This window comes from Halolamina pelagica (assembly GCF_900115675.1).
GTDB lineage: Archaea > Halobacteriota > Halobacteria > Halobacteriales > Haloferacaceae > Halolamina > Halolamina pelagica.
Genome location: NZ_FOXI01000005.1, coordinates 88,187 through 114,457, shown reverse-complemented (window position 1 = coordinate 114,457; position 26,271 = coordinate 88,187). Strand labels below are relative to the sequence as shown.

Genomic DNA, 26,271 nt, shown 5'->3' with positions numbered 1-26,271 from the left:
ATCAGCGTGGACCCCCGCAGGATGCCCTCCACTGTCGTGCGGAAGTTCTACCTACTGCAGGCGACCCGGTCGGTGGGGTTCGTCTCCCCGATCTTCACGCTGTTCCTGCTCCGGGATCTCTCCTTTACCGTCGTCGGGACGCTGAGCGCGCTGTCGGCAGCGATCGTCGTCCTCGGCGAGGTGCCGACGGGCTACGTGGGCGACCGACTGGGTCGGCGGACCAGTATCGGGCTCAGCATCGGGCTCAAGGCGCTGTCGTTGCTGGGGTTCGTGTTCGTCCGCTCGGCCGCCGGCTACGCAGTGCTGTACGTCCCGTGGGCGCTCGGGCTCACCTTCGCCTCCGGAAGTATCGACGCGTGGCTCTACGACACACTCAGCGAGCGCCTCGACGCCGGTGAGTTCACTCGCATCCGCGGCCGTGGCGAGGCCGTGATGGCGTGGAGTTCGGTCGTCACCGCCGTCGGCGGTGGGGCGCTCTACGGGTTCGATCCGGCGTGGCCTTTTCTTGCCAGCGCCGGCCTAAACCTCCTCGGGCTAGTGGCGCTAGCTTCGCTCCCGAAGAACCGAGCCTATCGCGACGACGAGGGCGATACTCGGAACGCGGCGGAGACGTTCGGGGTGCTCCGACGGGCCGTCTCCCGTCCGTCACTCCGGTCGTTCGCGCTCTACGCCGGCCTGTTCTTCGCCGTTCTGAGCGCGTCGATGACGTACGTCCAGCCCGTCGCCGAGTCGTTACTTGAGACGGCGATTCCGGGGCACCTCCCGGTTGGTCTCTCGCTGGGGCTGTTGTACGCGAGTTTCAGCGGCGTCACGGCCGTCGCGAGCCAGCGGGCCGGCCTGCTCGAGGATCGCCTAGGGACGCGGCGACTCCTGATCGTCGTACCCGCCCTCACGAGCGGGGTGCTAGTGCTCCCACGGTTGACGCTGATCGCCGCCCTCCCAATGTTCGTCGCCCAGCGGGCCTCCCGAGCCCTGCTGTTGCCCGTCGTCAACGGCCGCGTGAGCGAGGCAGTCGCCGACGCCGGGCGGGCGACGGCGGTATCGGCGGTCTCGATGCTCGTCAGGCTCTACAAGCTGCCGCTGGCGATCGGCGCGGGCGTGGTCGCGGACGCACTGGGGGAGACGACCGCTGTCGCCGCACTCGGGGGGATATTCCTCATCGTGGCTGCCGTGTCGACAGTCGGTCGGCCACTACGTCTGGTCGCGACGGACGGATCCCGTGTCTCCTGACGGCCGACAGAAGACCTTTACTCCCGGCTCGTGGATACCCGAACAATGGACCCCGACACGTTCTCGCGTCGGACGATGCTGGCCCTCTCCACGATCGGACTCGCGGGCTGTAGCAGCCCCGACGAGCCGAGCGACCCGCCCACGGACTCACCGAGTCCCGGGGGGGCAGGGTACGACCCCAGCCTCGAGCACGACGAGACGGCCTGGGACGGCTACGACCCCGAGTGGTCCGCGCCGACCGACGCCGCCGAGCCCGACCTCTCCGTCGAGGTGCTGGCCGAGACGCTCGAGATCCCGTGGGACCTCTCCTTCGCCGACAACGGCGAGCTCTTTCTCACCCAGCGCACCGGGCAGGTGCTGCGGTACGCCGACGGCGAGGTGACGTCGCTGTTCGAGCCGGCGAACGTCATCGACGCCGGCTCGGTCGAGCCCGGAAGCGACGAGTCCAGCTGGTTCGTCGACGGCGGCGAGGGCGGCACGATGGGCGTCGAAGTCCACCCGAACTACCCCGACGTGCCGCTGCTGTACGTGTGTTACACCGCCGACATCGGCGAGGAGGAGCAGGAACTGGTGGTCAGGGTCGCCGCCTTCGACCCCGAGAGCGAGCGGCCGGCGGAGCCGGCGAACGTGTTGCTCGAGGCGCCCGCGCGGGAGGGGACCAGAGCGAACATCCACAACGGCGGCCGGGTGCGGTTCGGCCCGGCCAACTACCTCTGGGTGACGACCGGCGACGCCGGCGACGGCGAACTCGCGGCCGATCCCTCGTCACTGGCGGGGAAGATCCACCGACTCACCCCCACCGGCGAGGGCGCCCCCGAGAACGAGAGCGGCGGCGACCCGCGGGTGTTCACGCTGGGCCACCGCAACCCCCAGGGGATCAGCTGGCTCCCGGACGCGACGCCGATCGAGAACGAGCACGGCACCGGCCCCGACGAGCTGAACGCGCTGGAAGTCGGAACGAACTACGGCTGGCCGGAGGCGGCGAGCGCCGAGGAGTACCCCGACACCGACTACCGCCCGCCGGTCGCGAGCTCGCAGGTCGAGGGCGCGACCTGGGCGCCGTCGGGCTCGACGTTCTACCGCGGCGACGCGGCGCCGACGCTCTCGAACCGGCTGCTCGTGGGCTGTCTGGTCCACCAGCGGCTGAAGGCGTTCACGCTGACGCCGCCGGACGGCGAGCCGCCGGCGCTGGGCGAGACGGGCGTCCGCCACGACGCCGACTGGCTCGACGACGCCTCCACCGTCACCAGCCACGACCTGCTCGTGAACGAACTCGGGCGGGTCCGCCACGTCGAGGAGGGGCCGGACGGCGCGCTGTACGCCATCACGTCCAACCGCGACGGGCGGGCGAAGGACCCGTTCCCGCGCGAGCGCGACGACGTGTTAGTGCGGATCACCGAGAGCTAGTCGGCGACGTACGCCCGGGTCACGTCGACCAGCGCCTTCCGGTACTCGCTCTCGGACGGGTCGGCGGCCAGCGAGCGGAACGTCTCGGCGAACCGCTCGACGCCGACCTCGGGCGCGTCGTCCGCGGCCGCGTGCGCGAGGTCGTAGATGCGGTGGCTCCCGTCGACGAGGTCGTGGCGCTCGACCAGCGCGAGCGCGAAGGCGGCGTTGACCGCGGTGATCTCCGGGTCCGAGCCGGGCGTCGCGAGCTGCCAGCCCGTCGGCACCGCGGGCGGACGGTCGGCGACGGCGTCGGCCAGCCGGGACTCCAAGAACGTCACGAGCTTCCCGCCCGGGGCGACGGAGAGCGTGATGTCGTCGGCGTAGATGTCCTTCATGTGGTTCGCGAGCTGGTGGACGTGGGTCAGCTTGCGGCGTTCGACGCTCTTCCCGGCCAGCGCGAGGAAGATGGCCTCGCGCGTCGACTGGTGGTGGGAGGGGTGGTGCTGCTCGTAGCGCGCCATGTGGGAGAGCTCGTGTAACGCCAGCTCCCGGGCCATCGCGCTCGTCGCCGCCTGGCGGGAGATGTTGAGCACGTGGCGGTCCTCGTAGTGGCCGGCCCAGGTCCGCTCGTCGGGGTCGTCGCGGACGCGGACGTGGACGGGGTGCTCGACGTCGCTCTCGGTCTCCAGGAGGTCTGCTGCGCCGAGAAACGGTTCCGCGGGACCGTTATCTGGGAGCCGTATATCCATGTGTACACCTACCACGGGGTAGAGGGGGAAGACGGTTTCGGGGCCGCCGGTGGCGGGGAGAGACGAAAACACCCGCATGAACGGCCAAACCGCCGTGTGGCGGTGGCACACCCGCCTACGCGAAACACTACCCTTTTGACCCCGCCACGGGTACTCGACGGTAATGGGCCGACGCAAGAAAATTGTCCAAGAGTGTGAGCGGCTGATGGACACTCCGGAGAACATCCGGAACATCGCCATCGCCGCCCACGTCGACCACGGGAAGACGACCCTTTCGGACAACCTCCTCGCCGGCGCGGGGATGATCTCCGAGGGAACCGCCGGCGAGCAGCTGGCGATGGACACGAAGGAGGACGAACAGGAGCGTGGGATCACCATCGACGCGGCGAACGTCTCGATGACCCACGAGTACGAGGACACCAACCACCTCATCAACCTGATCGACACCCCGGGCCACGTCGACTTCGGTGGCGACGTGACCCGAGCGATGCGTGCCGTCGACGGCGCGCTGGTGGTCGTCGACGCCGTCGAGGGCGCGATGCCCCAGACGGAGACGGTGCTGCGACAGGCGCTCCGCGAGGGCGTGAAGCCGACCCTGTTCATCAACAAGGTCGACCGCCTGATCTCCGAGCTCCAGGAGGGCGAGGAGGAGATGCAGGAGCGCCTGCTCGGCGTCATCTCTGACGTCAACGAGCTGATCCGCGGGATGATCGAGGAGATGGACGACATCGACGACGACTGGACGGTCTCCGTCGAGGAGGGGACCGTCGGGTTCGGCTCGGCGCTCTACAAGTGGGGCGTCTCGATGCCGTCGATGCAGCGGACCGGCATCTCCTTCCAGGACATCATCGACCTGGAGCGCAACGACAAGCGCGACGAGCTCCACGAGCGCTCGCCGCTGTCGGACGTGGTGCTCGACATGGTCTGTGAGCACTTCCCCAACCCCGTCGACGCCCAGCCCCGTCGTGTCCCGCGCATCTGGCGTGGCGACGCCGAGTCCGAACTCGCGGAGGACATGCGGCTGGTCAACGAGGACGGCGAGGTCGTGTTCATGGTGACCGACATCTCGATGGACCCCCACGCCGGCGAGATCGCGACCGGTCGTGTCTTCTCCGGGACGCTGGAGAAGGGCCAGGACCTCTACGTCTCCGGGACGGCCGGCCAGAACCGGATCCAGTCCGTCGGGCTGTTCATGGGGAGCGAACGCGAGGAAGTGGATCGCGTGCCCGCGGGGAACATCGCCTCCGTCACGGGCCTGCGCGACGCCATCGCCGGCTCGACGGTCTCCTCCGTGGAGATGACGCCGTTCGAGTCGATCGAGCACATCTCGGAGCCGGTGATCACGAAGTCCGTCGAGGCACAGACGATGGACGACCTGCCGAAGCTGATCGAGACGCTCCAGCAGGTCGCCAAGGAGGACCCGACGATCCAGATCGAGATCAACGAGGACACCGGGGAACACCTCATCTCCGGGCAGGGTGAGCTCCACCTCGAAGTGATCACCCAGCGTATCGAGAAGGACCAGGGCATCCCGGTCAACACCGGTGAGCCCATCGTGGTGTACCGCGAGCAGCCCCAGGAGGAGTCCCGCGAGGTCGAGGGGGTCTCGCCCAACCGCCACAACAAGTTCTACATCTCCATCCACCCGATGGACCAGGAGATCGTCGAGGCCATCCAGCGCGGCGAGGTCTCCATGGACATGCCCGAACTGGAGCGCCGTGAAGCGCTGCAGGAGGCCGGCATGGATAAGGACACCTCCCAGAACGTGGAGACGATCCACGGCACCAACATCCTCATCGACGACACGAAGGGGATCCAGCACCTGAACGAGACGATGGAGTTGGTGGTCGAGGGGCTGAGCGAGGCGCTCGACGACGGCCCGCTGGCGGCCGAGCCGGTGCAGGGGACGCTCCTGCGCCTGCACGACGCCCGACTCCACGAGGACACCATTCACCGCGGTCCGGCACAGGTGATCCCCGCAGTGCGTGAGGCCGTTCACCACGCGCTGATCGACGGCGAGATCCGCCTGCTCGAGCCGATCCAGAACGTCCGCATCGACGTGCCCAGCGAGCACATGGGCGCCGCCTCCGGCGAGATCCAGGGTCGCCGTGGCCGCGTCGACGACATGTACCAGGAGGGCGGCCTCATGGTCGTCGAGGGCGTCGCGCCCGTCGGCGAGATGATCGGCTTCTCCAGCGACATCCGGAGCGCGACGGAGGGGCGTGCCTCGTGGAACACCGAGAACGCCGGCTTCCGCGTGATGGCGGACAACCTCCAGCGCGAGAAGATCATGGAGATCCGCGAGCGCAAGGGGATGAAGCTCGAACTCCCCGAGTCGATCGACTACCTCTAAGTCGACGCTATCTGCGGTTCTCTTCGCTCTTTCTCCCACCAGCTAGCGACCGCTCACACACCCCGGGAAGGCTTTTACCGACCCCGACGCTCCGTTCAGACGTGCTCCGTCCGTATCCGTTCGATCGAGGTGCCGTCCAGCAATGAGTCGGCAGGAAAGCGTCACCACGCACACGCTCCGGCTCGAACTCACCGACGAGCCGGGCGAACTCATGGCCGCGCTCGAACCCATCGCCGAGCACGGGGGGAACCTGCTCTCGGTGTTCCACGAGCGGGGGAACCTCACACCCGGCGGCCGCATTCCCGTCGAGGTGGCGATCGACTGTCCGGCCGGTCGGTTCGACGACGTGATCGAGGGGCTGCGCGAGGAAGGGGTGACCGTCGTCGCAGCCGACGAGGAGTACTACGGCGAGGCGTTCCGCGTCCTGTTGACCGGCCACCTCGTCGACACCGACCTCTCGGCGACGCTGCGGGAGATCGAGCGCGCGTCGACGGTCTCCGTCGAGGAGCTCTCGCTGTCGGCACCGGACGGCGTCGAGGCGGTCTCGAGTGCGTACCTGCGGCTGGGCGCGCGCTCCGGCGAACGCGGGGCCGCGCTGGATCGCGTCCGCGAGATCGCCGACGCCAAGGGACTGACCGTCGTCGAACCGCTGGAGGCGAGCTCATGAGGCTCGCGATCGTCGGCGCCGGCGCCGTCGGGCGCTCGGTCGCGCAGTTGGCCGGCGAGCACGGCCACGACGTGATCGGCCTCGCGGACTCGACGGGCGCCGCACTCGGCGACCCGCTCGACGTGCCCGCGGCGCTCGAACGCAAGTCCGAGACCGGCGCCGTCGGCGACGCCGACCACGACGACCTGCTCGGGGCCGCCTACGACGTGCTGGTCGAGGCGACGCCGACGACGCTCGGCGACGCCGAACCCGGCTTCTCCAACGCCGTCGCCGCGCTCGACCGGGACCGCCACGTGGTGCTGGCGAACAAGGGACCGGTCGCGGAACGGTACGACGAGATACGGGCCGCCACGCGCGAGAGCGCGGGCGAACTCCGGTTCGAGGCCACCGTCGGCGGCGCGATCCCCGCGGTGCGGACCGTCGAGGACTTCGGCCCGAGCCGGGTCGAGCGCGTCCGGGGCGTGCTCAACGGCACCGCGAACTTCGTGCTCTCCCGGATGGCTGCCGAGGGGCTGAGCTACGACCACGTGCTCGCGGAGGCCCAGGAGTTGGGCGTCGCGGAGGCCGACCCGACGTTCGACGTCGACGGCACCGACGCGGCACTCAAGGGCGTCATCGTCGCGAACGTGCTCCGGGAGGCTCGCGGGGAGGACGCGCTCTCGCTGTCGGACGCCGAGGTGGCCGGGATCGAGGATCTCCCGGTCAGCGCGCTCTCGCTGGCCGGCGACGACGGCCGGACGGTGCGGTTGATCGCCGAGGCGTCGCCCGAGGGCGTCCGGGTCGGTCCGCGACTGGTGCCCGAGAACGGCACGCTCGCGGTGACAGGCACCCAGAACATCGTCCAGGTCGAGACCGCCCACGCCGGTCGGCTGAACCTCTCGGGCCACGGCGCCGGCGGCCCCGAGACGGCGTCGGCGGTGCTGTCCGACGTGGGGCGATTGCCCCCCCGTTGAGGCCAGAACCACGGTACAGTGGCACAAACCGCCGTACGCGGCCGGATTCCGGTGGTGCGTATCGAAATGGTTTTACGGCGTTCTGCCGAAGGTTTCCCCACAGCGCCTTTAGCGCGTGAATCCACCATGAGCGAAGACATACCGCACCAGAACTTGGCCATTATCGGCCACGTCGACCACGGGAAGAGTACGCTCGTGGGCCGACTCCTGTACGAGACAGGAAGCGTCCCCGAGCACGTCATCGAGCAGCACAAAGAGGAGGCCGAGGAGAAGGGCAAGGGCGGCTTCGAGTTCGCCTACGTCATGGACAACCTCGCGGAGGAGCGGGAGCGAGGGGTCACCATCGACATCGCCCACCAGGAGTTCGACACCGACGAGTACAACTTCACCATCGTCGACTGTCCGGGCCACCGTGACTTCGTGAAGAACATGATCACGGGTGCCTCGCAGGCCGACAACGCGGTGCTCGTCGTCGCGGCCGACGACGGCGTCGCGCCCCAGACCCGAGAGCACGTGTTCCTGGCCCGCACGCTGGGTATCAACGAGCTCATCATCGGGATCAACAAGATGGACCTCGTCGACTACAGCGAGGACTCCTACAAGGAGGTCATCGACGAAGTTACCGACCTCCTGAACCAGGTCCAGTTCGCGACGGACGACACCACGTTCATCCCGATCTCGGCGTTCGAAGGCGACAACGTCTCCGAGGCGTCCGAGAACACCGACTGGTACGACGGCCCGACCCTGCTCGAGGCCCTCAACAACCTGCCGGAGCCGGAGCCGCCGACGGACGCGCCGCTTCGCCTGCCGATCCAGGACGTCTACACCATCTCCGGCATCGGGACCGTCCCGGTCGGACGGATCGAGACGGGGACGCTCAACACGGGCGACAACGTCTCCTTCCAGCCCAGCGACGTGGGCGGCGAGGTGAAGACGATCGAGATGCACCACGAGGAGGTGCCCAGCGCTGCGCCCGGTGACAACGTCGGGTTCAACGTCCGCGGCATCGGCAAGGACGACATCCGCCGTGGCGACGTGTGTGGCCCGGCCGACGACCCGCCCAGCGTCGCGGAGACGTTCCAGGCCCAGGTCGTCGTCATGCAGCACCCGAGCGTGATCACCGCCGGTTACACGCCGGTGTTCCACGCTCACACCGCACAGGTGGCGTGTACGATCGAGTCGATCGACCAGAAGATCGACCCGTCGACCGGCGAGGTCGCCGAGGAGGACCCGGACTTCATCAAGTCCGGCGACGCCGCGGTCGTCACCGTCCGCCCCCAAAAGCCGCTCTCGATCGAGCCGTCGAGCGAGATCCCGGAGCTGGGGAGCTTCGCCATCCGCGACATGGGTCAGACCATCGCGGCCGGCAAGGTCCTGAGCGTCGACGAGCGATAGATGCCCGAACAACAGGCCCGCGTCCGACTCTCGGGAACGAGCCCGGAGGACCTGGACGACATCTGCGACGACGTCCGCGAGATCGCGGAGAAGACGGGCGTCTCGCTCTCGGGCCCCATCCCGCTCCCGACGACGGAGCTCAACGTGCCCTCACGGAAGTCCCCCGACGGCGAGGGGACCGCCACGTGGGAACACTGGGAGATGCGGGTCCACAAGCGACTGATCGACATCGACGCGGACGAACGCGCGCTCCGCCAGCTGATGCGGATTCAGGTCCCGAACGACGTCTCGATCGAGATCGTCCTCGAGGACTGAGCGGCCTTCCGTTCTTACGTTTTCCCGGCCGGCCAGCGGCTGCGCCGTCGACGCCCCAGCGGCCACACGACGAGGAAGCGCAACGTTCAAACCGCTCCCCCGCGTCGATTCGAGTGCGGGCTCGTAGATCAGTGGTAGATCGCTTCCTTCGCAAGGAAGAGGCCCTGGGTTCAAATCCCAGCGAGTCCACTTCTTCACTCACTCCGTTCGTTCAGTCGTGGACTCGCTTTAGTCCCACTCGCAGCGAGTCCACACGCGGTACTGGTCGAACACGCCGAAACGAACGTCGAGCGACGGCACCCCCGACTCAGTCGAACGTCACGTCGATAGTGAACCGGACCAACTGGACTCGGAACTCGTCGGCCGCCTCGAACTCACAGGTGAGCCGGGTGCCGTCGTCGCCGTCCGGGCGGGAGCAGTCCATCCCCTCGTCCTCGAAGTACGTCTCCCACGCCCCCGCCGCCGGGGTGGAGAGGTTGATCGCCAGCCGGTCGATGCCGGTCCGGTCAACCTCCACGTCGTTGAGATTGCGCTCGGAGCGCACGAGCACGGTCCGCGATCCGGCGATCGTGCGCTCCTGGACGGTGAGCTCCACGATCGGGATGATCACGCTGTCGTTCGAGATCAGGAAGTTGGGGTCGCCGAGCAACGTCGACCCGTCGGACTGGACGCGCGTCACCGCGCCCCCGGCGTAGCGGATCCTCGTGCCGTCGGCCTCGTACGCGATGGTGCCGAGGCTGTCGTTCCCGGTGGAGAACTGTCTTGAGCCGTCGGCCGCGAACCCGGAAATGTTCAGCGTGATCGGTTCCCCGGGGCCGATGCTCGCCTCGGCCAGCCTGATCTCGGTCCCGCGGCTGGGGGCACCGCCGTCGATGATGTCCTCGATGTTGTTCGCGAGCACGTCGAAGGCGCGCTCGGCGTTGTTGACCCGCTCGGCGTCGCGGGCGTCCTGCAGACCGGCGTAGCCGACGGTGAGAACGGTCCCGACCGTGAGCATCACGAGCGAGAACACGAGCACGAACCCGACGGTCTCGCTCACCCCGCGGCGGTCACGGAACACGCCTTAGCCTCGACCAGCGACGGGATAAGCGTTCGCCACGCTACTCCTCCTCCAGCAGGCCGAGGTCCTCGACCACGAGGTCCTGAAACGCCGCGGCGAGTTCGGGATCGACCCGCGCGAACTCCTCGCCGTCGTGGACCGACTCGTTGTGGCGTTCGATCCGCTCGGCGAGGTCGTCGAGGGGCACGCGAGTGGTGGTCTCACACTCGGGGCAGTGGATCGGCACCTCGGGACCGTCGTCGTCGCTCATACCCGGTAGACGCCAGCCGCGACCATAAGCGTCCGGATGGTCGTGAGCGCCTACTCGCCGTCGAGGTCCGCGGGATCGGCGTCGTCGGACTGCGTCCGACCGGCTGACGAACTCCCCTCGTCAACGCCGTACCGCGCCAGGGCGGCCGCCGGGGTCAGCTTCCCCAGCCGGAGGTCCCGATCGATCGCCGTCGGCGCGCGCTCGTCCGGATCGCCGTAGCCGCCCGCGCCGGGCGTGCGGATGCTGACGACGCTCCCCGGCGGGAGGTCGTGGACCGACTTCTGGGGGAGCTTCTCGCCGGCGTCCGCGGCGTCGTCGTCCGCGGCCGCGTCGTACGCGTCGGCGTCGTCGTACAGGTACGCGGCGCCGCGCTCCCCCTCGTCGCCGCCCTCCAGTCCGTACGGCGCGTGGCGCTGCCGGTCGGCGAGCAGGCTGAACCGGGCCGTGTGGTCCCGGACCTCGATGTCACGCCGGAGCCCGAGACCGCCGCGGAACTCCCCCGCGCCCCCGGAGTCGGGGCGGAGCGAGTAGCGCAGGATCCGCAGCGGGTAGGCCGTCTCCAGCACCTCCGCGGGCGTGTTCATCGTGTTGCTCATGTGGACGTGGACGCCGTCCATCCCGTCCTTCCCCGCGCGGCCGCCGAAGCCGCCGCCCTGGGTCTCGTAGAAGGCGTAGGGTTCGCCGTCGGCTCCGTCGCCGTCTTCCCCCCGCGGGTCCGTGCCGCCGAAGGTGACGTTGTTCATCGTCCCCTGACACGCCGCGAGGACGCGCTCGGGCGCTTCGGTCGCGAACGCGCCGAGCACCACGTCGGTCACGCGCTGGCTGGTCTCGAGGTTGCCGCCGACGACCGCCGCCGGGGGTTCGGGGTTGACGAGACTCCGCTCCGGGGCGTCGATGGATATCGGCCGGTAACAGCCGTGGTTCGGCGGGATCTCCGGGTCGGTCACGCAGCGGACCGCGTAGTACGTCGCCGAGGAGGTGACCGCCAGCACGGCGTTGATCGGCCCCTCGGTCTGGGGTGCCGTGCCGGCGAAGTCGACGCCGACCTCGTCGCCGTCGACGGTCACCTCGACCTCGACCGGGAGGTCCTCGTTCCCGCGGCCGTCGTCGTCGAGCAGGTCCGAGAACTCGTAGGTGCCGTCGGGGAACGCCTCGAGCTCGCTACGCATCCGGCGCTCGGAGTAGTCCTTCACCGCCTCGAAGGCGGCCTCCAGCGTGTCGGCGCCGTACTCGTCGACCATCCCGTGGACGCGCTCGCGGGCGGTCTCGTTTGCAGCCTCCTGGGCGCGCACGTCCCCGCGACGCTCGTCGGGCGTGCGCACGTTCGCGAGGATCATCCCGAACACGTCGTCGTCGATCTCGCCATCCTCGATCAGTTTGACCGGCGGGATGCGGAGCCCCTCCTGGTAGATCTCGGTGGAGTCGGCCGCGACGCTGCCCGCGGTCGAGCCGCCGATGTCGGCGTGGTGGGCGCGGTTGGCGGCGTACGCGACGAGCCGCGGGTCGTCGCTCTCGGGGTCGGCGAACACCGGCGAGACGAGCGTCAGGTCCGGCAGGTGCGCGCCCCCGCGGAACGGGTCGTTGAGCAGGATCGCGTCGCCCGGGTTCAGGTCGCCCTCGAAGGCGTCGACGGCCGCACGGACCGAGAACGGCATCGCGCCGAGGTGGACCGGCATGTTCTCGGCCTGGCTCACCATCTCGCCGTCGGCGCCGAACAGCGCACACGAGCAGTCCCGGCGCTCCTTGATGTTGGGCGAGTAGCCCGTCCGGACGAGGTTGGCGTTCATCTCCTCGGCGACGGCCACGCAGCCGTTCCGGACGACTTCGAGGGTGACCGGGTCGACCTCGGCGTCGTCGCCGGCCGCGGGATCGGCGCTCATTTCGCCACCCCCGTATCGACGACCAGCGTCCCGTCGGGGTCGACCTCGGCCGACTGGCCGGGTCTGAGGACGACCGTGCTCTCCGGCCCCTCGACGACCGCGGGCCCGTCGAACTCGCCGCCCGCGGGGAGCAGGTCCCGGTCGTAGATCGGCGCGTCGTAGGCGTCACCCGCGAAGCGGACCTCCCGGCGCTCGGCGACGGCGTCAGCGACGGTGCCGTCGGCGGCGACCGCGGCCGTTTCCGGCGAGTCGACGACGCCGCGAGCGTGCAGGCGCAGGGTGACCAGTTCGACCGGTTCCTCGGGGTCGGCGTGGCCGTACCGGGACTCGTGGCGCTCGTGGAAGCGCCGCTCGATCGTCGCGAGCATCCCGTCGTCGACCTCGCCGTCGGGAAGCGGGACGGACACGTCGAACGACTGGCCCTCGTAGCGCAGGTCGGCGACGCGCTCGAACTCGCGCCGGGCGGGCAGAACGTCCTCGGCGGCGAGTTCGCTGTCGCCCTCGGCCCGGAGTTCCGCGAAGGCGGTCGCGACGGTCTCGGCGTCGACGCCGGCCCACGGCCGGACCATCGACTGGCTGTAGTCGTAGCCCACGTCGCTGATGAGCAGGCCGAGCGCCGAGAGCGCGCCCGCAGTTCGGGGCACCAGCACCGTCGGCACGTCGAGTTCGGCCGCCAGCGTCGGCGCGTGCAGCGGGCCGGCGCCGCCGAAGGCGACCAGCGCGAACTCCCGGGGGTCGTGACCGCGCTCGACCGACACCACCCGGAGCGCGCGACCCATGTTGGCGTTCGCGACGTCGAGGACGCCCTGGGCGGTCTCCTCGGGGCCCATCCCGAGTTCGTCGCCCAGTTCCGCGAACGCGGCGCGCACGTCGGCGACGCCCACGTCGCGGTCCTCGGGCAGGAACCCCTCGGGGTCGATCCGGCCCAGCAGGAGGTGCGCGTCGGTCGTCGTCGGGCGCTCGCCGCCGCGGCCGTAACAGATCGGGCCCGGATCGGCGCCCGCCGAGCGCGGGCCGACCCGGAGCGCGCCGCCGGCGTCGACCCACGCGACGGAGCCGCCGCCGGAGCCGACGGTGTGGACGTCGATCATCGGGACGCCGACGGTGTAGTCGCCGACGGCCACGTCGGTCGAGACGACCGGTTCGCCGTCCTGGACGAGGGACACGTCACAGGAGGTGCCGCCCATGTCCATCGTGATGAGGTCCGAATAGCCCGCGCGGTCGGCGACGTGGGTCGCGCCCTGCACGCCCGCGGCGGGCCCGGAGAGGAGCGTGTTCACCGGGCGCTCCCGGGCGGCGTCGGCGTCGATCAGGCCGCCGTTGGACTGCATCAGCTTCACCGCGGCGTCGACGCCGCGGCCCCGGACCTCCCGCTCCAGGTCGCCGACGTAGTCGGACATCACGGGCTTGAGCGCGGCGTTGAGGCTGGTGGTGACGCTGCGCTCGTACTCCCGGATCTCGGGGAGGACGGTACTGGATCGTGAGACCGAGACGTCGGGCAGTTCCTCGCGCAGGATCTCGGCTACGCGCCGCTCGTGGGTCGGGTTCTCGAAGGCGAAGAGGAGACAGACCGCGACCGCCGAGACGCCGGTCCCGTCGATGGCGGCGGCGACCTCCCGGACCGCGTCCTCGTCGAGTTCGCGCAGGACGGTCCCCCGTTCGTCGAGGCGTTCGGGCACGGTGAACCGCCGATCCCGCGGGACCACGGGCTCGGCCTTCTCGGCGTCGAAGTCGTAGATGTCGGGGCGGTCCTGCCGGCCGATCTCCAGCGCGTCGCGGAAGCCCTCGGTGGTGACGAGCGCGGTGTCGGCCCACGTCCCCTCGAGCACGGCGTTGGTCGCGACGGTCGTGCCGTGGCTGAAGAAGTCGACCGCGTCGGGCGCGTAGCCCGCGGCGGCCTCGCTCTCGTCGAGGCCGTTCATCACGCCGCGCTCGGGCTCGTCGGGCGTCGACGGCGTCTTCGTGACGGTGACCTCGCCGTCGCGGACGGCGACCACATCGGTGAACGTGCCGCCGATGTCGACGCCGACGCGGGTCCCGTGGGGCTGTTCGGTCACGACAGGGCTCCTCCGAGGCTGGTGTGATTCGCGTGCCTGCTCGGGGTGGACTGCATTACTCGCAGGGAGTGGTTCGCGGTACGTGGGTGTTTCCCCTTCGGCGTGAGTGGGGATCGGTTCGGTCGCTCTGGCAGGAGCGTCGTCGTCGACGCTACTCGACCAAGAGATCCAGCAAAAACGCGAACGCTAAAACCCTATACGTCGTGATCGGCGTCCTCGGCGTCGACGACCTCCAGGCCACGGTTGTTCACCGCGTGCGGATCGAGGCCCTGCTCCTGCATGAACTGCTTGTACAGCCGTTCCGCAGTTTCGCCGTCCTTCTGCTTGTCCGAGGCGCGGTCACAGAGTTCGATCAGGTCCTCCGGCACCTCGTTGGTGTGGACGATCCAGTGGTTGATCAGGTCCGACAGCCGCCGGATGGGCGAGGTGAAGTGGCCGTAGATGTCGAAGTTGAGCGCGTGGTGGCCGCCGAAGGGGTCGTTCATGTACTTCGCGCGGGGCATCACCTTCAACACGGCGCGCTGGATCTTGTCCAGCGAGCGCCCGGGCGACTCCTCCAGGGCGGCGTTGACCGCCTTCCGCGGGTCGTCCCCGAACGCCTCGCCCGGAATGGAGACGCCGTTCAGTTCCTGGATCTCCTTCAGCGCCTCGTTCCACTGGTCCGGGGTGGGCTGGGGGTGAACGCGGTACATCGCCTCGACGCCGCGGTCCCACATCAGCGTGTGCGTGACGGCCTTGTTCGCCTTCAGCATGCACTCCTCGATCATCGTGTGCGCCCGGTCCCGGCGGGGGTTGAGCACGAGCGAACCGTCCGCCTTGCGCTGTTCGTGCATGCGGTCGGCGAGCTCGAACGCCAGCTGGTTCTCGTCGTGCAACGGCGCGTCCTCGTCGTCGAGTCGGTGCTCACACTGCGTGTAGGTGAGCCGCTCGTCGGAGTTGATGACGGACTTGTAGATATCGATCTCCTCGAAAGAGAGGTTCTCCTTGTCGAGGTGCATCTCCACGGTGTGGGCGAGTCGGTCCTCCTCGGGCACCAACGAGCAGACAGTCTCCGCCAGCGCCGGCGGGAGCATGTGCGTGGTGTACGCCGGCAGGTAGACCGTGTTACAGCGCTCGACGGCCTCCTCCCACATCAGCGAGTCCGGGTGGACGTAGTGGCTCACGTCCGCGATGTGGACGTAGAGCACGTACTCGTCGTCGTGCTCCTCGACCGAGAGCGCGTCGTCGAAGTCCTGTGCGTCGGCGGGGTCGGTGGTCCACGCCGTCAGGTCCCGGAGGTCATGCCGGTCGTCAAGTTCGTCCTGGATCTCCTGTCCGACGTTCTCGACGCGGCGCTCGGCCTCCCGGAGCACCGCGGGCGGGAACTCGTCCCGGAGGTCGAACTCCTCGAACAGCTCGTCGCGTTTCTCTTCCAGCCGTTCGTCGAGGGCTTCGGAGATCAGCACGGGCCCCTGCCCCTCGGCGGTTCCGGCCTGGGCCTGGGCGTCGTCAGTTTCGCTCATGGTCCCCGTTGGCGGAGCCGGCAGGTAGGCGTTTCGGGGGCGCCGCCGGAGAACGCTCCGGAGCGGGCGATTTATTTCCCGAGACGGCCGACTGTCCGGTATGGAGATCAGCTCCCGCCACCACCTGCGGAGTGACGCCGTCGACGAGATCGAGACTGCGCTGGACGAGGGACTGGGCGTCGCCCTCGACGCCGACACGTACGAACTGGTGGAGCTCGAGGACACCGAGTTCGACGTGGTGCTGGTCGACGGCGACCCCGACGTGCTCTACTACGACGGCGAGCCGTTCCTCTCGGTCCGTGGCGCGAACGCCCACCCACCCGCGGAGGGCGTCGTCACCGTCGACGCCGGCGCGGTGTCGTTCGTGAGCAACGGCGCCGACGTGATGCGTCCCGGGATCACCGAGGCCGACGAGGGGATCGAGGAGGGCGACCTCGTCGTGATCGTCGAGGAGAGCCACGGGAAGGCGTTGGCGGTCGGCCGCGCGCTGGTCGACGGCGGGGAGATGCTGGGCGACAGCGGGAAGGTGATCGAGTCGCTGCACCACGTCGGCGACGAGGTCTACGAGTTCGCCGTCTGAGCCCGTCGACGACTGGAACACAGCGCCTTTGAGCGCGCGTCACCTCGATCAGGCCATGAGCGAGTCCCCCGGCACCGAGGACGACACGACACGGAGCTACCGGCTCGACCGGCTGGCGGGGTTCTCGGTGATCGGCGCGTTCGCCTTCTCGCTCGCGCTGCTGTTCGTCGGCGAGCCGCTGTTCTGGGTCCCCTTCGCCGTCGGTCTCGGCATCGGCCTCCCGGGCTTTGCGATCCTCGCGGACCGCGAGCGCGACCGCACGGACGGGAGCGGTCCCGCGACGGCCGGCGGCGAGGAGTCCGCCGAGTCGGACGAGGGCTCCGCGTAATCAGGGGACCTCGCCCGGCATCGACCCGCGGTACCAGCGCCCGGTTTCGGTCCCACACTCCTTACAGCACGCGACGACGGCCTCCTCGTCGTCGGCGCGGTCGAGTTCGTTGTCGGTCTCTTCGGCACACTCCGGACAGTAGCGGAGTTTCACCTGGTCGCCGTACTCGAGCGGCGCGCCAAGCGCCAGCGCGACGACGCGCTCGTCGCCGCGGTTCCAGCCGCGCTGGAACTCCTCGCGGCCGAACCGGATCGCCTCGTCGGGCCCGACCTCGACCGGACCGGACTCGGTCTCGAACGTCGCCGTCCCCTCGATCACGTAGAACACCTCCTCCTGTACCTCGTGGCTGTGGTACGCGAAGGCGAAGGAGTCCCCCGGTTCGAGTTCGTAGTAGTTCATCGCGAAATCCGTCGTTCCCAGCGGCTCGGTGAGGTGGCGCATCACCGCGGCCGCCTGGATGCTGTCGTCGAGGTCGTCGACGGCGATTCGGTCCATGCTCGGTGGGGAGTGACGGAGTGACAAAAAGCCGCGCACCGAGGGTCAGTCGAACCCGCTCACCAGCGTGACCGCCCACTGCGCGGGGTCCGGGTCGCGCCGGAGTTCGACGCGCTCAACCCACTTCACCCACTGGAACCCCCGGCGGCCGGGCGCGACCAGCCGCGCGGGCCCGCCGTGGCCGTGGGCCAGCCGGGAGCCGTCGATGGCCGTGGCCAGTAGCGCGTCGCGGGCCTCCTCGATCGGGAGGCTCCAGCGGTAGCCCGTGACGCTGACGAACCGCACCCAGCGGGCCTCGCTCGCCGCCTCCCCTGCACCGTCGACGCCCGCGTCGACGCCAGCCTCGGCGAGCAGGTCGCCCACGCGGACCCCCTCCCAGTCCTGAACCGTGTACCAGCCGCTGGTGCAGTCGAGCCTCGCGCGGCGCTCCTCGCCGGCGGCGGCGAGCAGGTCGCCGTACGCCAGCTCGACCGCCGCATCGTCCAGCCCCGCGACCGTGAGCGTCCAGTTCGACCGGTCGATCGGCTCGGGGTCGTCGGCGACCCACGAGGTGACGGGGAACGAGCCGCCCTCCGTCTCCGTGTCGTAGAGTTCGCCCGTCGGTTTCGAGCCGGTCTCAGCGATCGTCGCGCCGCGGAGCGACCCGACGGCCTCGCTGAGGCGCCACGCGATCGTGCCGGCGACGAGCAGCCCACCCAACCGGAGCGCGCTCCGGCGGGACGCGTCGGTCCGGGAGGGGAACCGGAGGCGGGCGCGGAGATGCAGGAGGAGGATCGGGACGACGAGCAGGCCCAAGCCGACGTGGGCGGCGAGCGTCGTCCACGGGCCCAGCGGGACGTTCCCGCCCAGCCCCCAGAACGCGCCCGAGGCGAGCACGGCGACGGCGAGGCTTCCCAGCAGGACGGAGATCGGCGTCGAAGGATCCCAGCGACCACGATCCAGCACGCGCCGGGCGACGCGGGCGAACTTGAAGAGGAGCAGGCAGGCGAGCGTGAGGCCGACGATCCCGTGGAGGTCGACCGGTAGCGCCGCCGGGAGCCAGCCGGTCCACGCGAGCAGCCCCGTGGCGACGGCGCCCGCGACCACGGCGAGGATCGCCCAGTCGACGACCCGGGGCGGCGGCGCGAGGCGGCGCAGCCGCCGGCTGAAGCGGCCCATATCGGGGGGATGGGCCTCGGCGGGCAAGAGTGCGTCGCGGGCGAGGGCGACCCGGCCGCCGTCGCCGCCACCCCGAGAGCCAAGTGCCGGAGCGACCATGTGGAAACGTGCCAGCAGTCATCGTCACCGGTTCGTCGCGGGGTATCGGGCGCGGGATCGCGGAACGCTACGCCGCCGACGGCTACGACGTCGCGGTGAACTACCACACCAGCGAGGAGGCGGCCGAGGAAACCGCAGCACGCGTCAGGTCGGCCGGGCAGGAGGCAGTCGTCGTCGGCGCCGACGTGGCCGATCCCGACGCCGCCGAGCGACTGGTCGAGACGGCGGTCGACGCGTTCGGCGGCGTCGATCACGTGGTCAACAACGCCGGGATCGACCAGCACACCTTCACCGAGAACCTCGACCCGGCGGACTTCGACCGCGTGATGGACGTGAACGTCAACAGCGCGTTCAACGTCACGAAGGCAGCGCTCCCTCACCTGCGGGCGTCCGACGACGGCCCCTCGATCGTCAACGTCTCCTCGATCCTCGCGTTCGAGGGCGCGCCGGTCGAGGTGCACTACGCGTCCTCGAAGGGGGCGCTCCTCTCGCTGACCAAGAGCCACGCGAAGGACTTCGCGCCGGAGATCCGGGTGAACGCGGTCGCGCCGGGCCACATCGAGACCGACATGGTGAGCGACCGGACCGAGGAGGAACTGGCCGAGGAGATCGCACGGATCCCCGTCGGGCGGATCGGGCAGGTGGAGGACATCGCCGACGCGTGTGCGTACCTGCGCGACGCGGGGTTCGTGACGGGGGAGACCCTGAACGTGAACGGCGGCGAGCTGATGCGATAAGCGACTCAGCTCTCCCGAACCGCCGCCTCGATGCCGTCCAGCCCTTTCTCCAACTGTTCCAGTGAGTTCGCGAAGGAGAGCCGGAGCTTCCCTTCCCCGGCCTCGCCGAAGCCGTCCCCGGGTGCGAGTACCACGTCGCGCTCCCGGAGCAGGCGCTTGGCGACGTCGAGGCTGCTCCCCGGCAGGTCCACGTCGAGGAAGGCGTAGAACGCGCCGTCGGGCGTCGGCGCCGACACGCCGTCCATCGCGTCGATCCGCTCGGCGACGTAGTCCCGGCGCTCGGCGAAGGCGTCGTACATCTCCTCGACGGGGTCCTGCGGGCCGGTGAGGGCAGCGATCGCGGCGTGCTGGGCGACCGAGCCCGCACAGGCGGTCGTGCTCTCGTGGATCTTGGTCACCTCGTCGATCACCTCCTGCGGGCCGCCGAGCCAGCCGACCCGCCAGCCCGTCATCGCGTACGTCTTCGAGCAGGAGCCGATGGTGAGCACGTGGTCGGGGTGCCCAGTCAGCGCGGCGATCCCGGTCGGATCGCGGTCGTAGGTCAGCCCGAGGTACACCTCGTCGGCGAGCACGTAGGCGTCGTGCTCGGCCGCAGCGTCGACGACCGCGCGGATCTCGTCGGGGTCGTACAGCTGGCCGGTGGGGTTGGCGGGCGAGCAGAGCACCACCGCGCCCGTGTCCTCGCTCATGCGCTCGATCACGCGGTCGGCGTCGAGCGCGTAGCCGGTCGATTCCGGCATCGGGATCTCGACCGGGACGGCGTCGGCGAGTCGGGCCTGCGCCCAGTAGTTGGGCCACGACGGCGAGGGGAGCAGGAGTTCGTCGCCGGGCCCGACCGTCGAGAGGGTCGCGAGGTGGAGCGCCTCCATCCCGCCGTTGGTGACGACGAACTGCTCGGGGTCGTAGGACACGTCGTAGTCGCGGTCCAGCGTCTCCGAGATGGCGGCCCGGAGTTCGGGCAGGCCGGCGTTGGAGGTGTAGTGGGTCTCGCCCGCGCGGGCGGCGTCGGCGGCGGCCTCCACGATGTGCTCGGGCGTGTCGAAGTCCGGCTCCCCGACCTCCAGTCGGACGAGGTCGCGGTCGGCGGCCTCCGCGAGGTCGAACATCACGCGGATCTTCGAGCGTTCGCAGGCGCGAACCCGCTCCGTTGGCGTTGGCATACCTCTACCTCGTGGCGGAGCGTCAAGGCAGTTCTGCCGCCGAGTCAGATCACGAGCAACACACAACCCAGCGCGACCGCGAACGCGCCGATAGCCAGGCCGATCAGCGACGTGCCCGCCATCCGGCGCAGGGTCTCCGTACGCGGGCGGTCAGAGACCACGACCGGGTCGAGGCCGCCGTCGGTCACCCGCCCCACGACAGTCACGTCGTCGCCCGGCGTCGCGCGCTCCTCGGTGTAGCGACGGGTCCCCAGCGAGAGGTGCTTCGCGATCGTCCGGAGCCCCGTCGGCGGGTCGCGCCAGCGCGTCGTCGCCGGGAGCGCGCCGGTTCGCTGCTCGAAACGGGCGACGCTGTCCGGGGGTGTCTCGCCCGCCGCGACGGTCGCGACGGTGTCCCGCGCGAGCGTGACCGTCCGGGTCGGTCGAGTCACGTCGACGACGCCCTCGGCGGTCCGCAGGGAGAAGGCGTTCGAGCCCGCCCGCTCGTGGATCGTCACGAACCACGGGAGGAGGTACGGGCTGAGTCGGCGTTCCTCGACGGCGTACCGGAGCACGAGCGACTCCCGGCCGGAGAACGGCGCCGTCAGCGTTCCCGCCTCGGCTTCCCGGGCCGTGCCGGCGACGCGGACGAGCGTTCCCGCGGGTGTTCCGTCGAGCGTCGCGACCGAGCGTGCCCGGACGACGCCGATCGCACGCCGGACGTAGCGGGCGCTGAACAGGAGGACGACCGCGCCGACGGCGACCAGCGCGGCGCCGAACAGGTCGCTGCCGGAGAGACCGAGGACCATGCCGGCGGTGCGGCCGGGCAGCGTATGGATGTGTCGCTGCGGCGAGACTACTGCGGGAGCGGCGGCTCGCCCGACAGACCGTCCCGGCCGTGGGACTCGTCGAAGTCGATGTCCGGGCCCGTCGCCACGATGCGCTTGGGGTTGATGTCGGCGTGGCTGCCGTAGTAGTGCCGGGTGATGTGGTCCATGTTCACCGTCTCGGCGATCCCCCGGGTTTGGTAGAGGTCCTTCGTGTACCCCCAGAGGTTCGGGTACTCGTGGATCGCCCGGCGGTTGCACTTGAAGTGGGTGTGGTAGACGTGGTCGAACCGGATCAGCGTCGCGAACATCGCCACGTCCGCGAGGGTGAGGCGCTCGCCGTCGCCGGCGAGGTAGCGCTGGTCCGCGAGGACGGCGTCCCAGTGGTCGAGCGCGTCGAACAGGTCGTCGACGGCGTCCTCGTACGCCCCCTGCGTGCCCGCGAAGCCGGCGCGGTAGACGCCGTTGTTGATCGGCCCGTAGATGGCGTCGACGATCTCGTCGATCGCTTCGCGCCGGTCTTCGGGGTACAGCGAGGCGTCGTTGCCGTCGAAGGCGGTATCCAGCATCCGCATGATCTCGCTGGACTCGTTGTTGACGATGGTCTCGGTCTGCTTGTCCCAGAGGGCGGGGACCGTCACGCGACCGGTGTACCCGGGGTCGGCGTCGGTGTACACCTCCCGGAGGTAGTCGTAGCCGTGCAGCGGGTCGGGGTGGTCGTCGGAGAACTCCCAGCCCTGGTCGTAGCGTTCGGGCTGGACCAGCGAGACGGAGATCTCGTCCGTCAGTCCCCGGAGCCGTCGAACCATCGCCGCGCGGTGGGCCCACGGGCACGCCCGACAGATGTAGAGGTGGTAGCGGCCGGACTCGGGAGTGAACGTCGAGGATACCGGCTCCTCGCCCGCCGCGGCGACGCCCCCGTCGAGCCAGTCACGGAAGCTGCTCTCCTGGCGGTCGAACTCCCCCGACTCGTCCGTGTATTCGTACGCGCCGGTCCGCCACTCGCCGTCGACGAGCATGTTCATGGACGAGGGGAGGGCTGCGAGCCGGATAAGGCGAGCGTCGCCGGCCCGCTCACGCGAACAGTATTGTCGGTGGCGCCGCAAGGACGACCGTGCGTTCACGACGCGTCCTGCTGGCGGCCGTGCTCGTCGCCGCCGCGCTGGCCGGGACGGCCGCGGTCGGGTCGTCGACGGCCGAGCCGTCGGTCCCCCCGGCCGACCAACTCGTCTCGCCGGCCGGGACCGAGAGCTACGTCTGGCCGTACACCAGCCGGCGGCAGTCGACCGCCGGCCGGACGCTCGCACTCAACGTCGTCGTTTACGGCGGGCCCGACAGGGTCAGGCGGGCGTTCGTCGATCGCTCGGGGACGAACTGGACGGTCGCCGGCCAGAACGCGACCGTCGGCGCGTCGCCGTGGCGGCCGGCCCACGGCTCGGTCCGGTACTCCTACGTCACCCCCGACCGCGGGGGCACCGGCCGCTGGATCGCCCCCGAGTACCAACTGGCGGTCGGCGCGTACTTCGGTGACCGAACCCACATCCGGGCCTACCCCGGCCCGTCGGGTAACTGGACGGCGCTGCAGGCCCACACCGAGTACTGGGACTGGTTCCGGCTCCGCCACACCGTCACCGGCGTCGAGCCCGGCGCGGCGTTCGTCGGGCGCGACCTGAAAGACGAGCCGTTCGTCGAGGCGATCGACCGCCGGACCCACGGCCAACTCGGCGGCGGCAGCGACGGCACCTGGATCACCGTGGAGTTCGCGGCGGCGACCCTCCTCGGCGCCGCCGTGCCGCTGACGCGGGGGCGACTCTCGCGTCGCGACGTCGCGCTCCCGGTCGCGATCCTCGGCGTCGTCCTCGGCGTCCGCGCCTGGGGACTGGCCGCCGAGGCGGTTGCCCCCGGCGTGAACCCGAAGCTGTACGTCGCCGTCGGCTACCCCGTGCTCGTTGTCGGCCCGCCCGCGCTGGCGAGCGTCCTCGCCCGGGATCGGCCGCCCGTTCCGGCCGCGCTGCTCGCGTTCGCGGGGCTCGCCGTCGCGGCCGGGGTCGACCTCGCGGTCGTCGGCGTCGATCCGGTTCCGACCCACGTCCTGCAGCACCGCCTCGCGCTGGCGGCCGCGCTCGGCGTCATCGCGTTCGGTGCCGCACGAACCGACCGGCGGGTCCTCGGACTCGGCGTCGTCGCGTGGATCGCCGCGCTGGCCGCGCCGCTGGTGGGCGTCGTTTGAAACCGGGACCCGGTGACCGCGCTACCGCAGCAGCGTCTCGACGACCGCTCGCGCGACCGTCGGCGCGTCGGGGCCGAGGACGTACGTGATCGCCTCGACGCCGTGGGCGCCGGTCTGGTAGAGCACGAACGACTCGTCGGCGTCGAGGTCGGCCGCCGCGACGGCTGCTTCCGCAGCGTCCTCGCCCGCGCCGGGGTCGAACTCGACGGTCGCGTAGCCCGCGTCGGCGAACGCCGTCAGGACCTCCTCGTCGTAGGCGACGTTCACCGCGGCGGCAGCTGCTGTCCCGCCGGCGCGGGCGGCGAGCAGGATCCCGGCGACGTGCTCGCTGACGCCGAACTCCGGGTCGCCCGGCACCGTCGCGGCGCCTTTCACGTCGACGATCCGGCCCGGGACTGCGGCCACGTCCTCGATGCCCGTGGGGTCCGGCAGCGTCTCGACGAGGTTCGTGCCGACGTTGGGGATCAGGCCTGCGAAGCCCGAGGCGTTGGTGAGCACCCGGAGGCCGCGCCGGACCGAGGCGAGCACCTGCTCGCTCGTGCGCAGTGCCGAGTCGGCGTCGTGGACTGCGAACGTCGCGTCGGCGTCGGCCAGTTCGGGGACGGCCGCCTCGTGGAGGCGGGCCAGCAGGTCGCCGTCCTCCAGTTCCCGGATCAGCACTTCGGCCTCGACCAGCGCGCCGACGCGGCTGAGCGTCCCGTCGGCCAGCCCCTCGGCCACGCGGTCGGCGAGCGCCTGGACGCGCTCGTCGCCCTCGACGTCGGGGTGGACGTCGACCTCGCCGTGGGCGTACTTCGAGACGGCCGACTGGCTCACGCCCAGCAGGTCTGCGACCTCGGCCTGGGTGAGCCCGCGCTCGCGGAGGCGCTCGGCCAGCATCGCCCGGTACGTCGGGAGGAAGGCGTCGACGACGACCTCCTCGACGAACTTCATTCCCCCTCCCCCGAGAACTCCGGATCGACGCCGATCCGGGACGCCTGTGGGCCTTCCTGGTTCTGGTACTTCGAGTCGCGGTCGACGCCGTAGGGGCGGTCGGCCGCCGAGGAGAGTTCGGTGAAGATGAGCTGTGAGACCCGCATCCCCGGCGAGAGCGCGACGGGCGCCGTCCCGAGGTTCGAGAGCTCGAGCGTGATCTGTCCCCGGTAGCCGGGGTCGACGATGCCCGCCGTGGCGTGGATGACGACCGCGAGGCGGCCGAGCGAGGAGCGCCCCTGAACGGTCGCGATCAGGTCGTCGGGCACGTCGACGCGCTCCTTCGTCGTCCCGAGGACGAAATCCCCGGGGTGGAGGATGAACTCGTCGCCCTCGGACACGGTGGTCTCGCGGACGTAGTCGCCGACTTCCTGCTCGCGGTTGGGGTGGATGCAGGAGATGTTGGTGCGCTGGAACTCGAGGAACTCCTCGCCGAGTCGGAGGTCGAGACTCGCCGGCTGGAGCTGGGTGTCGAGGTCATCGATGGGTTCGACGACGAGGTCGCCCTCCTCCATCCGGCGCAGGATGTCGCGGTCCGAGAGGATCATACCCGAGAGGCAGGGGCCGGGGGTGCCTAAACGCCCCGGTCCGGCGAGGACCGAAACGGAACGACGGGGCGGTCCACCCGTGCGCCGAGCGCCACCCCCGAGCGGCGAGCGGGCGTACGGCACACCGCTTCGGGCGTCCGCCGGTCGTCCGTTCACGACGCCGCCGACTCAGGCGAGTTCGAACACGAAGCCGACCAGCGTCAGCCCCGCGACCACGGTGGCTGCCGTCGGCACCGGAATCCCGTGGGCGTCGGCGAGGCCGTACGCCCGGATCGCGCCGGCCCAGACGCCGACGAGCAGCACCGCGATCAGCCCGACGACCTCGACGCCCACGATCGCCGACTGGAGTACCGCGATCGCGCTCTCCGGGTCCGCGGGGACCGACACCGACCGGAGCTGGCGCACCGTGAACCCGAGCACGGCGACGAGTCGGAGGAGGCTCGGCGCCATCCCCCAGCCGGCGACGGCGGCGATCTCGGCGAAGTTCCCGGAGCCGCCCGCGGCCCGTCCGGCGCCGTAGAGGACGGTCGTGTGCCAGAGCCACCAGAGCGGGACGAGCACGACCGACGCCGGCGGGAGCCACGAGAGCTCCTCGACGACCATCGCGCCGAGGTTCCGCTCGACGGTCTTCGGCTCGCCACAGCCAGACGGCGTCCGGTCGAACGTTCCGTCCTCACAGAACGCGTCGCCGGGGTACGCCGGGTTGTCGACGGTGACCGTCGTGTCGAGCGCGGCGGCGAACTGGTCGAGGAACACGGCCATCCCGGCCGCGACGGCGACCGTCACCACGGCGACGACGGCCGCCGCGTGGGCGAGCGGGGGCGAGCCGTCGTGTTCGCGGAAGTACCGATCCGGTCGGAGGAGGGGCGTTCGGGGACCGGCCATGGCGCCACGGTGTTCGCCGGGCGACAAATAGCCTGCCGTCGACGGCCGGTCCCGAAGCGCTTTCCCGCGTCCCCGGGGAGAAGCGGGTATGAAGCAGGCGATCGTCGCCCGGACCGACCTCGCGATGGGGACCGGCAAGCTGGCCGCGCAGGTTGCACACGCGTCGCTCTCGGCCTACGAGGACGCCGACGAACGTACGCGCCGGGCCTGGAAGGGCGAGGGCCAGAAGAAAGTCGTCCTGAAAGGCAGCGGCGAGGACCAGCTGTTCGAACTCGCCGACCGCGCCGAGCGGGAGGGGCTCCCCAACGCGGTCGTCCGCGACGCGGGCCACACCCAACTCGATCCCGGGACGGCGACGACGGTCGCGATCGGCCCCGGCGAGGACGAGATCGTCGACCGCGTGACCGGCGACCTCTCGCTCTACTGAGGCCGGGGTCCGAGGGCGCTCGACTGACGGTCGGCGTCGGGACGGA

At 70.4% G+C, this 26,271-nt stretch carries 26 protein-coding genes and 1 tRNA gene; 13 read left to right on the top strand and 14 right to left on the bottom strand.

Annotated features, from left to right (window positions below):
* Positions 1-21 precede the first annotated feature (21 nt).
* A complete protein-coding gene (locus BMZ83_RS08665) occupies positions 22-1,230 on the top strand; it encodes an MFS transporter (protein ID WP_143076918.1) in 1,209 nt (402 codons plus the stop codon).
* Positions 1,231-1,275: 45 nt separating this feature from the next.
* On the top strand, positions 1,276-2,637 hold the full coding sequence (locus BMZ83_RS08660) for a PQQ-dependent sugar dehydrogenase (protein ID WP_074877677.1): 1,362 nt from the start codon (positions 1,276-1,278) through the stop codon (positions 2,635-2,637).
* On the opposite strand, the gene BMZ83_RS08655 is transcribed toward BMZ83_RS08660, so the two are convergent.
* Positions 2,634-3,368: a DUF5781 family protein gene (locus BMZ83_RS08655; RefSeq protein WP_074877676.1), complete on the bottom strand. Its 735-nt coding sequence runs from the start codon at positions 3,366-3,368 to the stop codon at positions 2,634-2,636. The two genes, BMZ83_RS08660 and BMZ83_RS08655, sit on opposite strands and share 4 nt — an antisense overlap.
* Before the next feature lie 163 nt (positions 3,369-3,531).
* On the opposite strand from BMZ83_RS08655, the gene BMZ83_RS08650 reads away from it, so the two are divergent.
* The 6 genes from BMZ83_RS08650 (at position 3,532) to BMZ83_RS08625 (ending at position 9,240) form a co-directional block, all read left to right on the top strand.
* A complete protein-coding gene (locus BMZ83_RS08650; protein WP_074877675.1) occupies positions 3,532-5,721 on the top strand; it encodes an elongation factor EF-2 in 2,190 nt (729 codons plus the stop codon).
* Positions 5,722-5,863: 142 nt separating this feature from the next.
* Complete coding sequence (locus tag BMZ83_RS08645; RefSeq protein WP_074877674.1) at positions 5,864-6,388, top strand: amino acid-binding protein; 525 nt, start codon at positions 5,864-5,866, stop codon at positions 6,386-6,388.
* Positions 6,385-7,341 (top strand): homoserine dehydrogenase, encoded by a 957-nt coding sequence (locus BMZ83_RS08640; RefSeq protein ID WP_074877673.1) that lies wholly within the window; start codon positions 6,385-6,387, stop codon positions 7,339-7,341. The genes BMZ83_RS08645 and BMZ83_RS08640 overlap by 4 nt, the downstream gene beginning before the upstream one ends.
* Positions 7,342-7,467: 126 nt before the next feature.
* Entirely contained in the window at positions 7,468-8,736 is a 1,269-nt protein-coding gene (gene tuf, locus BMZ83_RS08635; RefSeq protein WP_074877672.1) for a translation elongation factor EF-1 subunit alpha, read from the top strand.
* Positions 8,737-9,051, top strand: coding sequence for a 30S ribosomal protein S10 (gene rpsJ / locus BMZ83_RS08630; RefSeq protein ID WP_074877670.1), 315 nt, complete (start codon positions 8,737-8,739; stop codon positions 9,049-9,051).
* Positions 9,052-9,168: 117 nt separating this feature from the next.
* Positions 9,169-9,240: transfer RNA gene (locus tag BMZ83_RS08625), tRNA-Ala, on the top strand.
* Positions 9,241-9,358: 118 nt separating this feature from the next.
* Here BMZ83_RS08625 and BMZ83_RS08620 read toward each other — a convergent pair.
* The 5 genes from BMZ83_RS08620 to BMZ83_RS08600 all read right to left on the bottom strand — a co-directional run bounded on the left by BMZ83_RS08620 (position 9,359) and on the right by BMZ83_RS08600 (position 15,800).
* Positions 9,359-10,111, bottom strand: a complete 753-nt coding sequence (locus tag BMZ83_RS08620; RefSeq protein ID WP_074877669.1) for a DUF7289 family protein — start codon at positions 10,109-10,111, stop codon at positions 9,359-9,361.
* Positions 10,112-10,151: 40 nt separating this feature from the next.
* Positions 10,152-10,361 carry a hypothetical protein gene (locus BMZ83_RS08615; protein ID WP_074877667.1) on the bottom strand — a complete coding sequence of 70 codons (210 nt, stop codon included), beginning with the start codon at positions 10,359-10,361 and terminating at the stop codon, positions 10,152-10,154.
* Positions 10,362-10,411: 50 nt separating this feature from the next.
* Positions 10,412-12,241, bottom strand: coding sequence for a hydantoinase B/oxoprolinase family protein (locus tag BMZ83_RS08610; protein WP_074877665.1), 1,830 nt, complete (start codon positions 12,239-12,241; stop codon positions 10,412-10,414).
* Positions 12,238-14,298, bottom strand: coding sequence for a hydantoinase/oxoprolinase family protein (locus tag BMZ83_RS08605; RefSeq protein ID WP_074877663.1), 2,061 nt, complete (start codon positions 14,296-14,298; stop codon positions 12,238-12,240). The genes BMZ83_RS08610 and BMZ83_RS08605 overlap by 4 nt, the downstream gene beginning before the upstream one ends.
* A gap of 194 nt (positions 14,299-14,492) precedes the next feature.
* Complete coding sequence (locus tag BMZ83_RS08600) at positions 14,493-15,800, bottom strand: ribonuclease catalytic domain-containing protein (RefSeq protein ID WP_074877661.1); 1,308 nt, start codon at positions 15,798-15,800, stop codon at positions 14,493-14,495.
* A gap of 100 nt (positions 15,801-15,900) precedes the next feature.
* Here BMZ83_RS08600 and BMZ83_RS08595 point away from each other — a divergent pair, with 100 nt between their 5' ends.
* On the top strand, positions 15,901-16,380 hold the full coding sequence (locus tag BMZ83_RS08595) for an RNA-binding protein (RefSeq protein ID WP_074877659.1): 480 nt from the start codon (positions 15,901-15,903) through the stop codon (positions 16,378-16,380).
* A gap of 55 nt (positions 16,381-16,435) precedes the next feature.
* Positions 16,436-16,708: a hypothetical protein gene (locus BMZ83_RS08590; RefSeq protein ID WP_074877657.1), complete on the top strand. Its 273-nt coding sequence runs from the start codon at positions 16,436-16,438 to the stop codon at positions 16,706-16,708.
* Here BMZ83_RS08590 and BMZ83_RS08585 read toward each other — a convergent pair whose 3' ends face one another.
* The gene (locus BMZ83_RS08585) at positions 16,709-17,203 is read right to left on the bottom strand and encodes a cupin domain-containing protein (RefSeq protein WP_074877655.1); all 495 of its coding nucleotides are present in this window, start codon (positions 17,201-17,203) and stop codon (positions 16,709-16,711) included.
* A gap of 45 nt (positions 17,204-17,248) precedes the next feature.
* Entirely contained in the window at positions 17,249-18,361 is a 1,113-nt protein-coding gene (locus tag BMZ83_RS08580; protein WP_074877654.1) for a molybdopterin-dependent oxidoreductase, read from the bottom strand.
* A 107-nt stretch (positions 18,362-18,468) separates the two neighbouring features.
* On the opposite strand from BMZ83_RS08580, the gene BMZ83_RS08575 reads away from it, so the two are divergent.
* Positions 18,469-19,197: an SDR family NAD(P)-dependent oxidoreductase gene (locus tag BMZ83_RS08575; protein ID WP_074877652.1), complete on the top strand. Its 729-nt coding sequence runs from the start codon at positions 18,469-18,471 to the stop codon at positions 19,195-19,197.
* Positions 19,198-19,202: 5 nt separating this feature from the next.
* On the opposite strand, the gene BMZ83_RS08570 is transcribed toward BMZ83_RS08575, so the two are convergent.
* Genes BMZ83_RS08570 through BMZ83_RS08560 form a run of 3 tightly spaced genes read right to left on the bottom strand, consistent with a single transcriptional unit; the run spans position 19,203 to position 22,188 of the window.
* Positions 19,203-20,357 (bottom strand): pyridoxal phosphate-dependent aminotransferase, encoded by a 1,155-nt coding sequence (locus BMZ83_RS08570; RefSeq protein ID WP_074877649.1) that lies wholly within the window; start codon positions 20,355-20,357, stop codon positions 19,203-19,205.
* A 44-nt stretch (positions 20,358-20,401) separates the two neighbouring features.
* Positions 20,402-21,145 (bottom strand): hypothetical protein, encoded by a 744-nt coding sequence (locus BMZ83_RS08565; RefSeq protein ID WP_074877647.1) that lies wholly within the window; start codon positions 21,143-21,145, stop codon positions 20,402-20,404.
* A gap of 47 nt (positions 21,146-21,192) precedes the next feature.
* A complete protein-coding gene (locus BMZ83_RS08560) occupies positions 21,193-22,188 on the bottom strand; it encodes a glutathione S-transferase family protein (protein ID WP_074877645.1) in 996 nt (331 codons plus the stop codon).
* Positions 22,189-22,277: 89 nt separating this feature from the next.
* Here BMZ83_RS08560 and BMZ83_RS08555 point away from each other — a divergent pair, with 89 nt between their 5' ends.
* Positions 22,278-23,393 (top strand): hypothetical protein, encoded by a 1,116-nt coding sequence (locus BMZ83_RS08555; RefSeq protein WP_074877643.1) that lies wholly within the window; start codon positions 22,278-22,280, stop codon positions 23,391-23,393.
* A gap of 21 nt (positions 23,394-23,414) precedes the next feature.
* On the opposite strand, the gene BMZ83_RS08550 is transcribed toward BMZ83_RS08555, so the two are convergent.
* The 3 genes from BMZ83_RS08550 to BMZ83_RS08540 form a co-directional block, all read right to left on the bottom strand.
* Complete coding sequence (locus BMZ83_RS08550; protein WP_074877640.1) at positions 23,415-24,326, bottom strand: thiamine-phosphate synthase family protein; 912 nt, start codon at positions 24,324-24,326, stop codon at positions 23,415-23,417.
* Positions 24,323-24,913, bottom strand: a complete 591-nt coding sequence (dcd, locus tag BMZ83_RS08545; RefSeq protein ID WP_074877638.1) for a dCTP deaminase — start codon at positions 24,911-24,913, stop codon at positions 24,323-24,325. The genes BMZ83_RS08550 and dcd overlap by 4 nt, the downstream gene beginning before the upstream one ends.
* A gap of 168 nt (positions 24,914-25,081) precedes the next feature.
* Positions 25,082-25,798, bottom strand: a complete 717-nt coding sequence (locus tag BMZ83_RS08540) for a YIP1 family protein (protein WP_074877637.1) — start codon at positions 25,796-25,798, stop codon at positions 25,082-25,084.
* 88 nt (positions 25,799-25,886) lie between these two features.
* On the opposite strand from BMZ83_RS08540, the gene pth2 reads away from it, so the two are divergent.
* Entirely contained in the window at positions 25,887-26,225 is a 339-nt protein-coding gene (gene pth2 / locus BMZ83_RS08535; RefSeq protein WP_074877636.1) for a peptidyl-tRNA hydrolase Pth2, read from the top strand.
* Positions 26,226-26,271 lie beyond the last annotated feature (46 nt).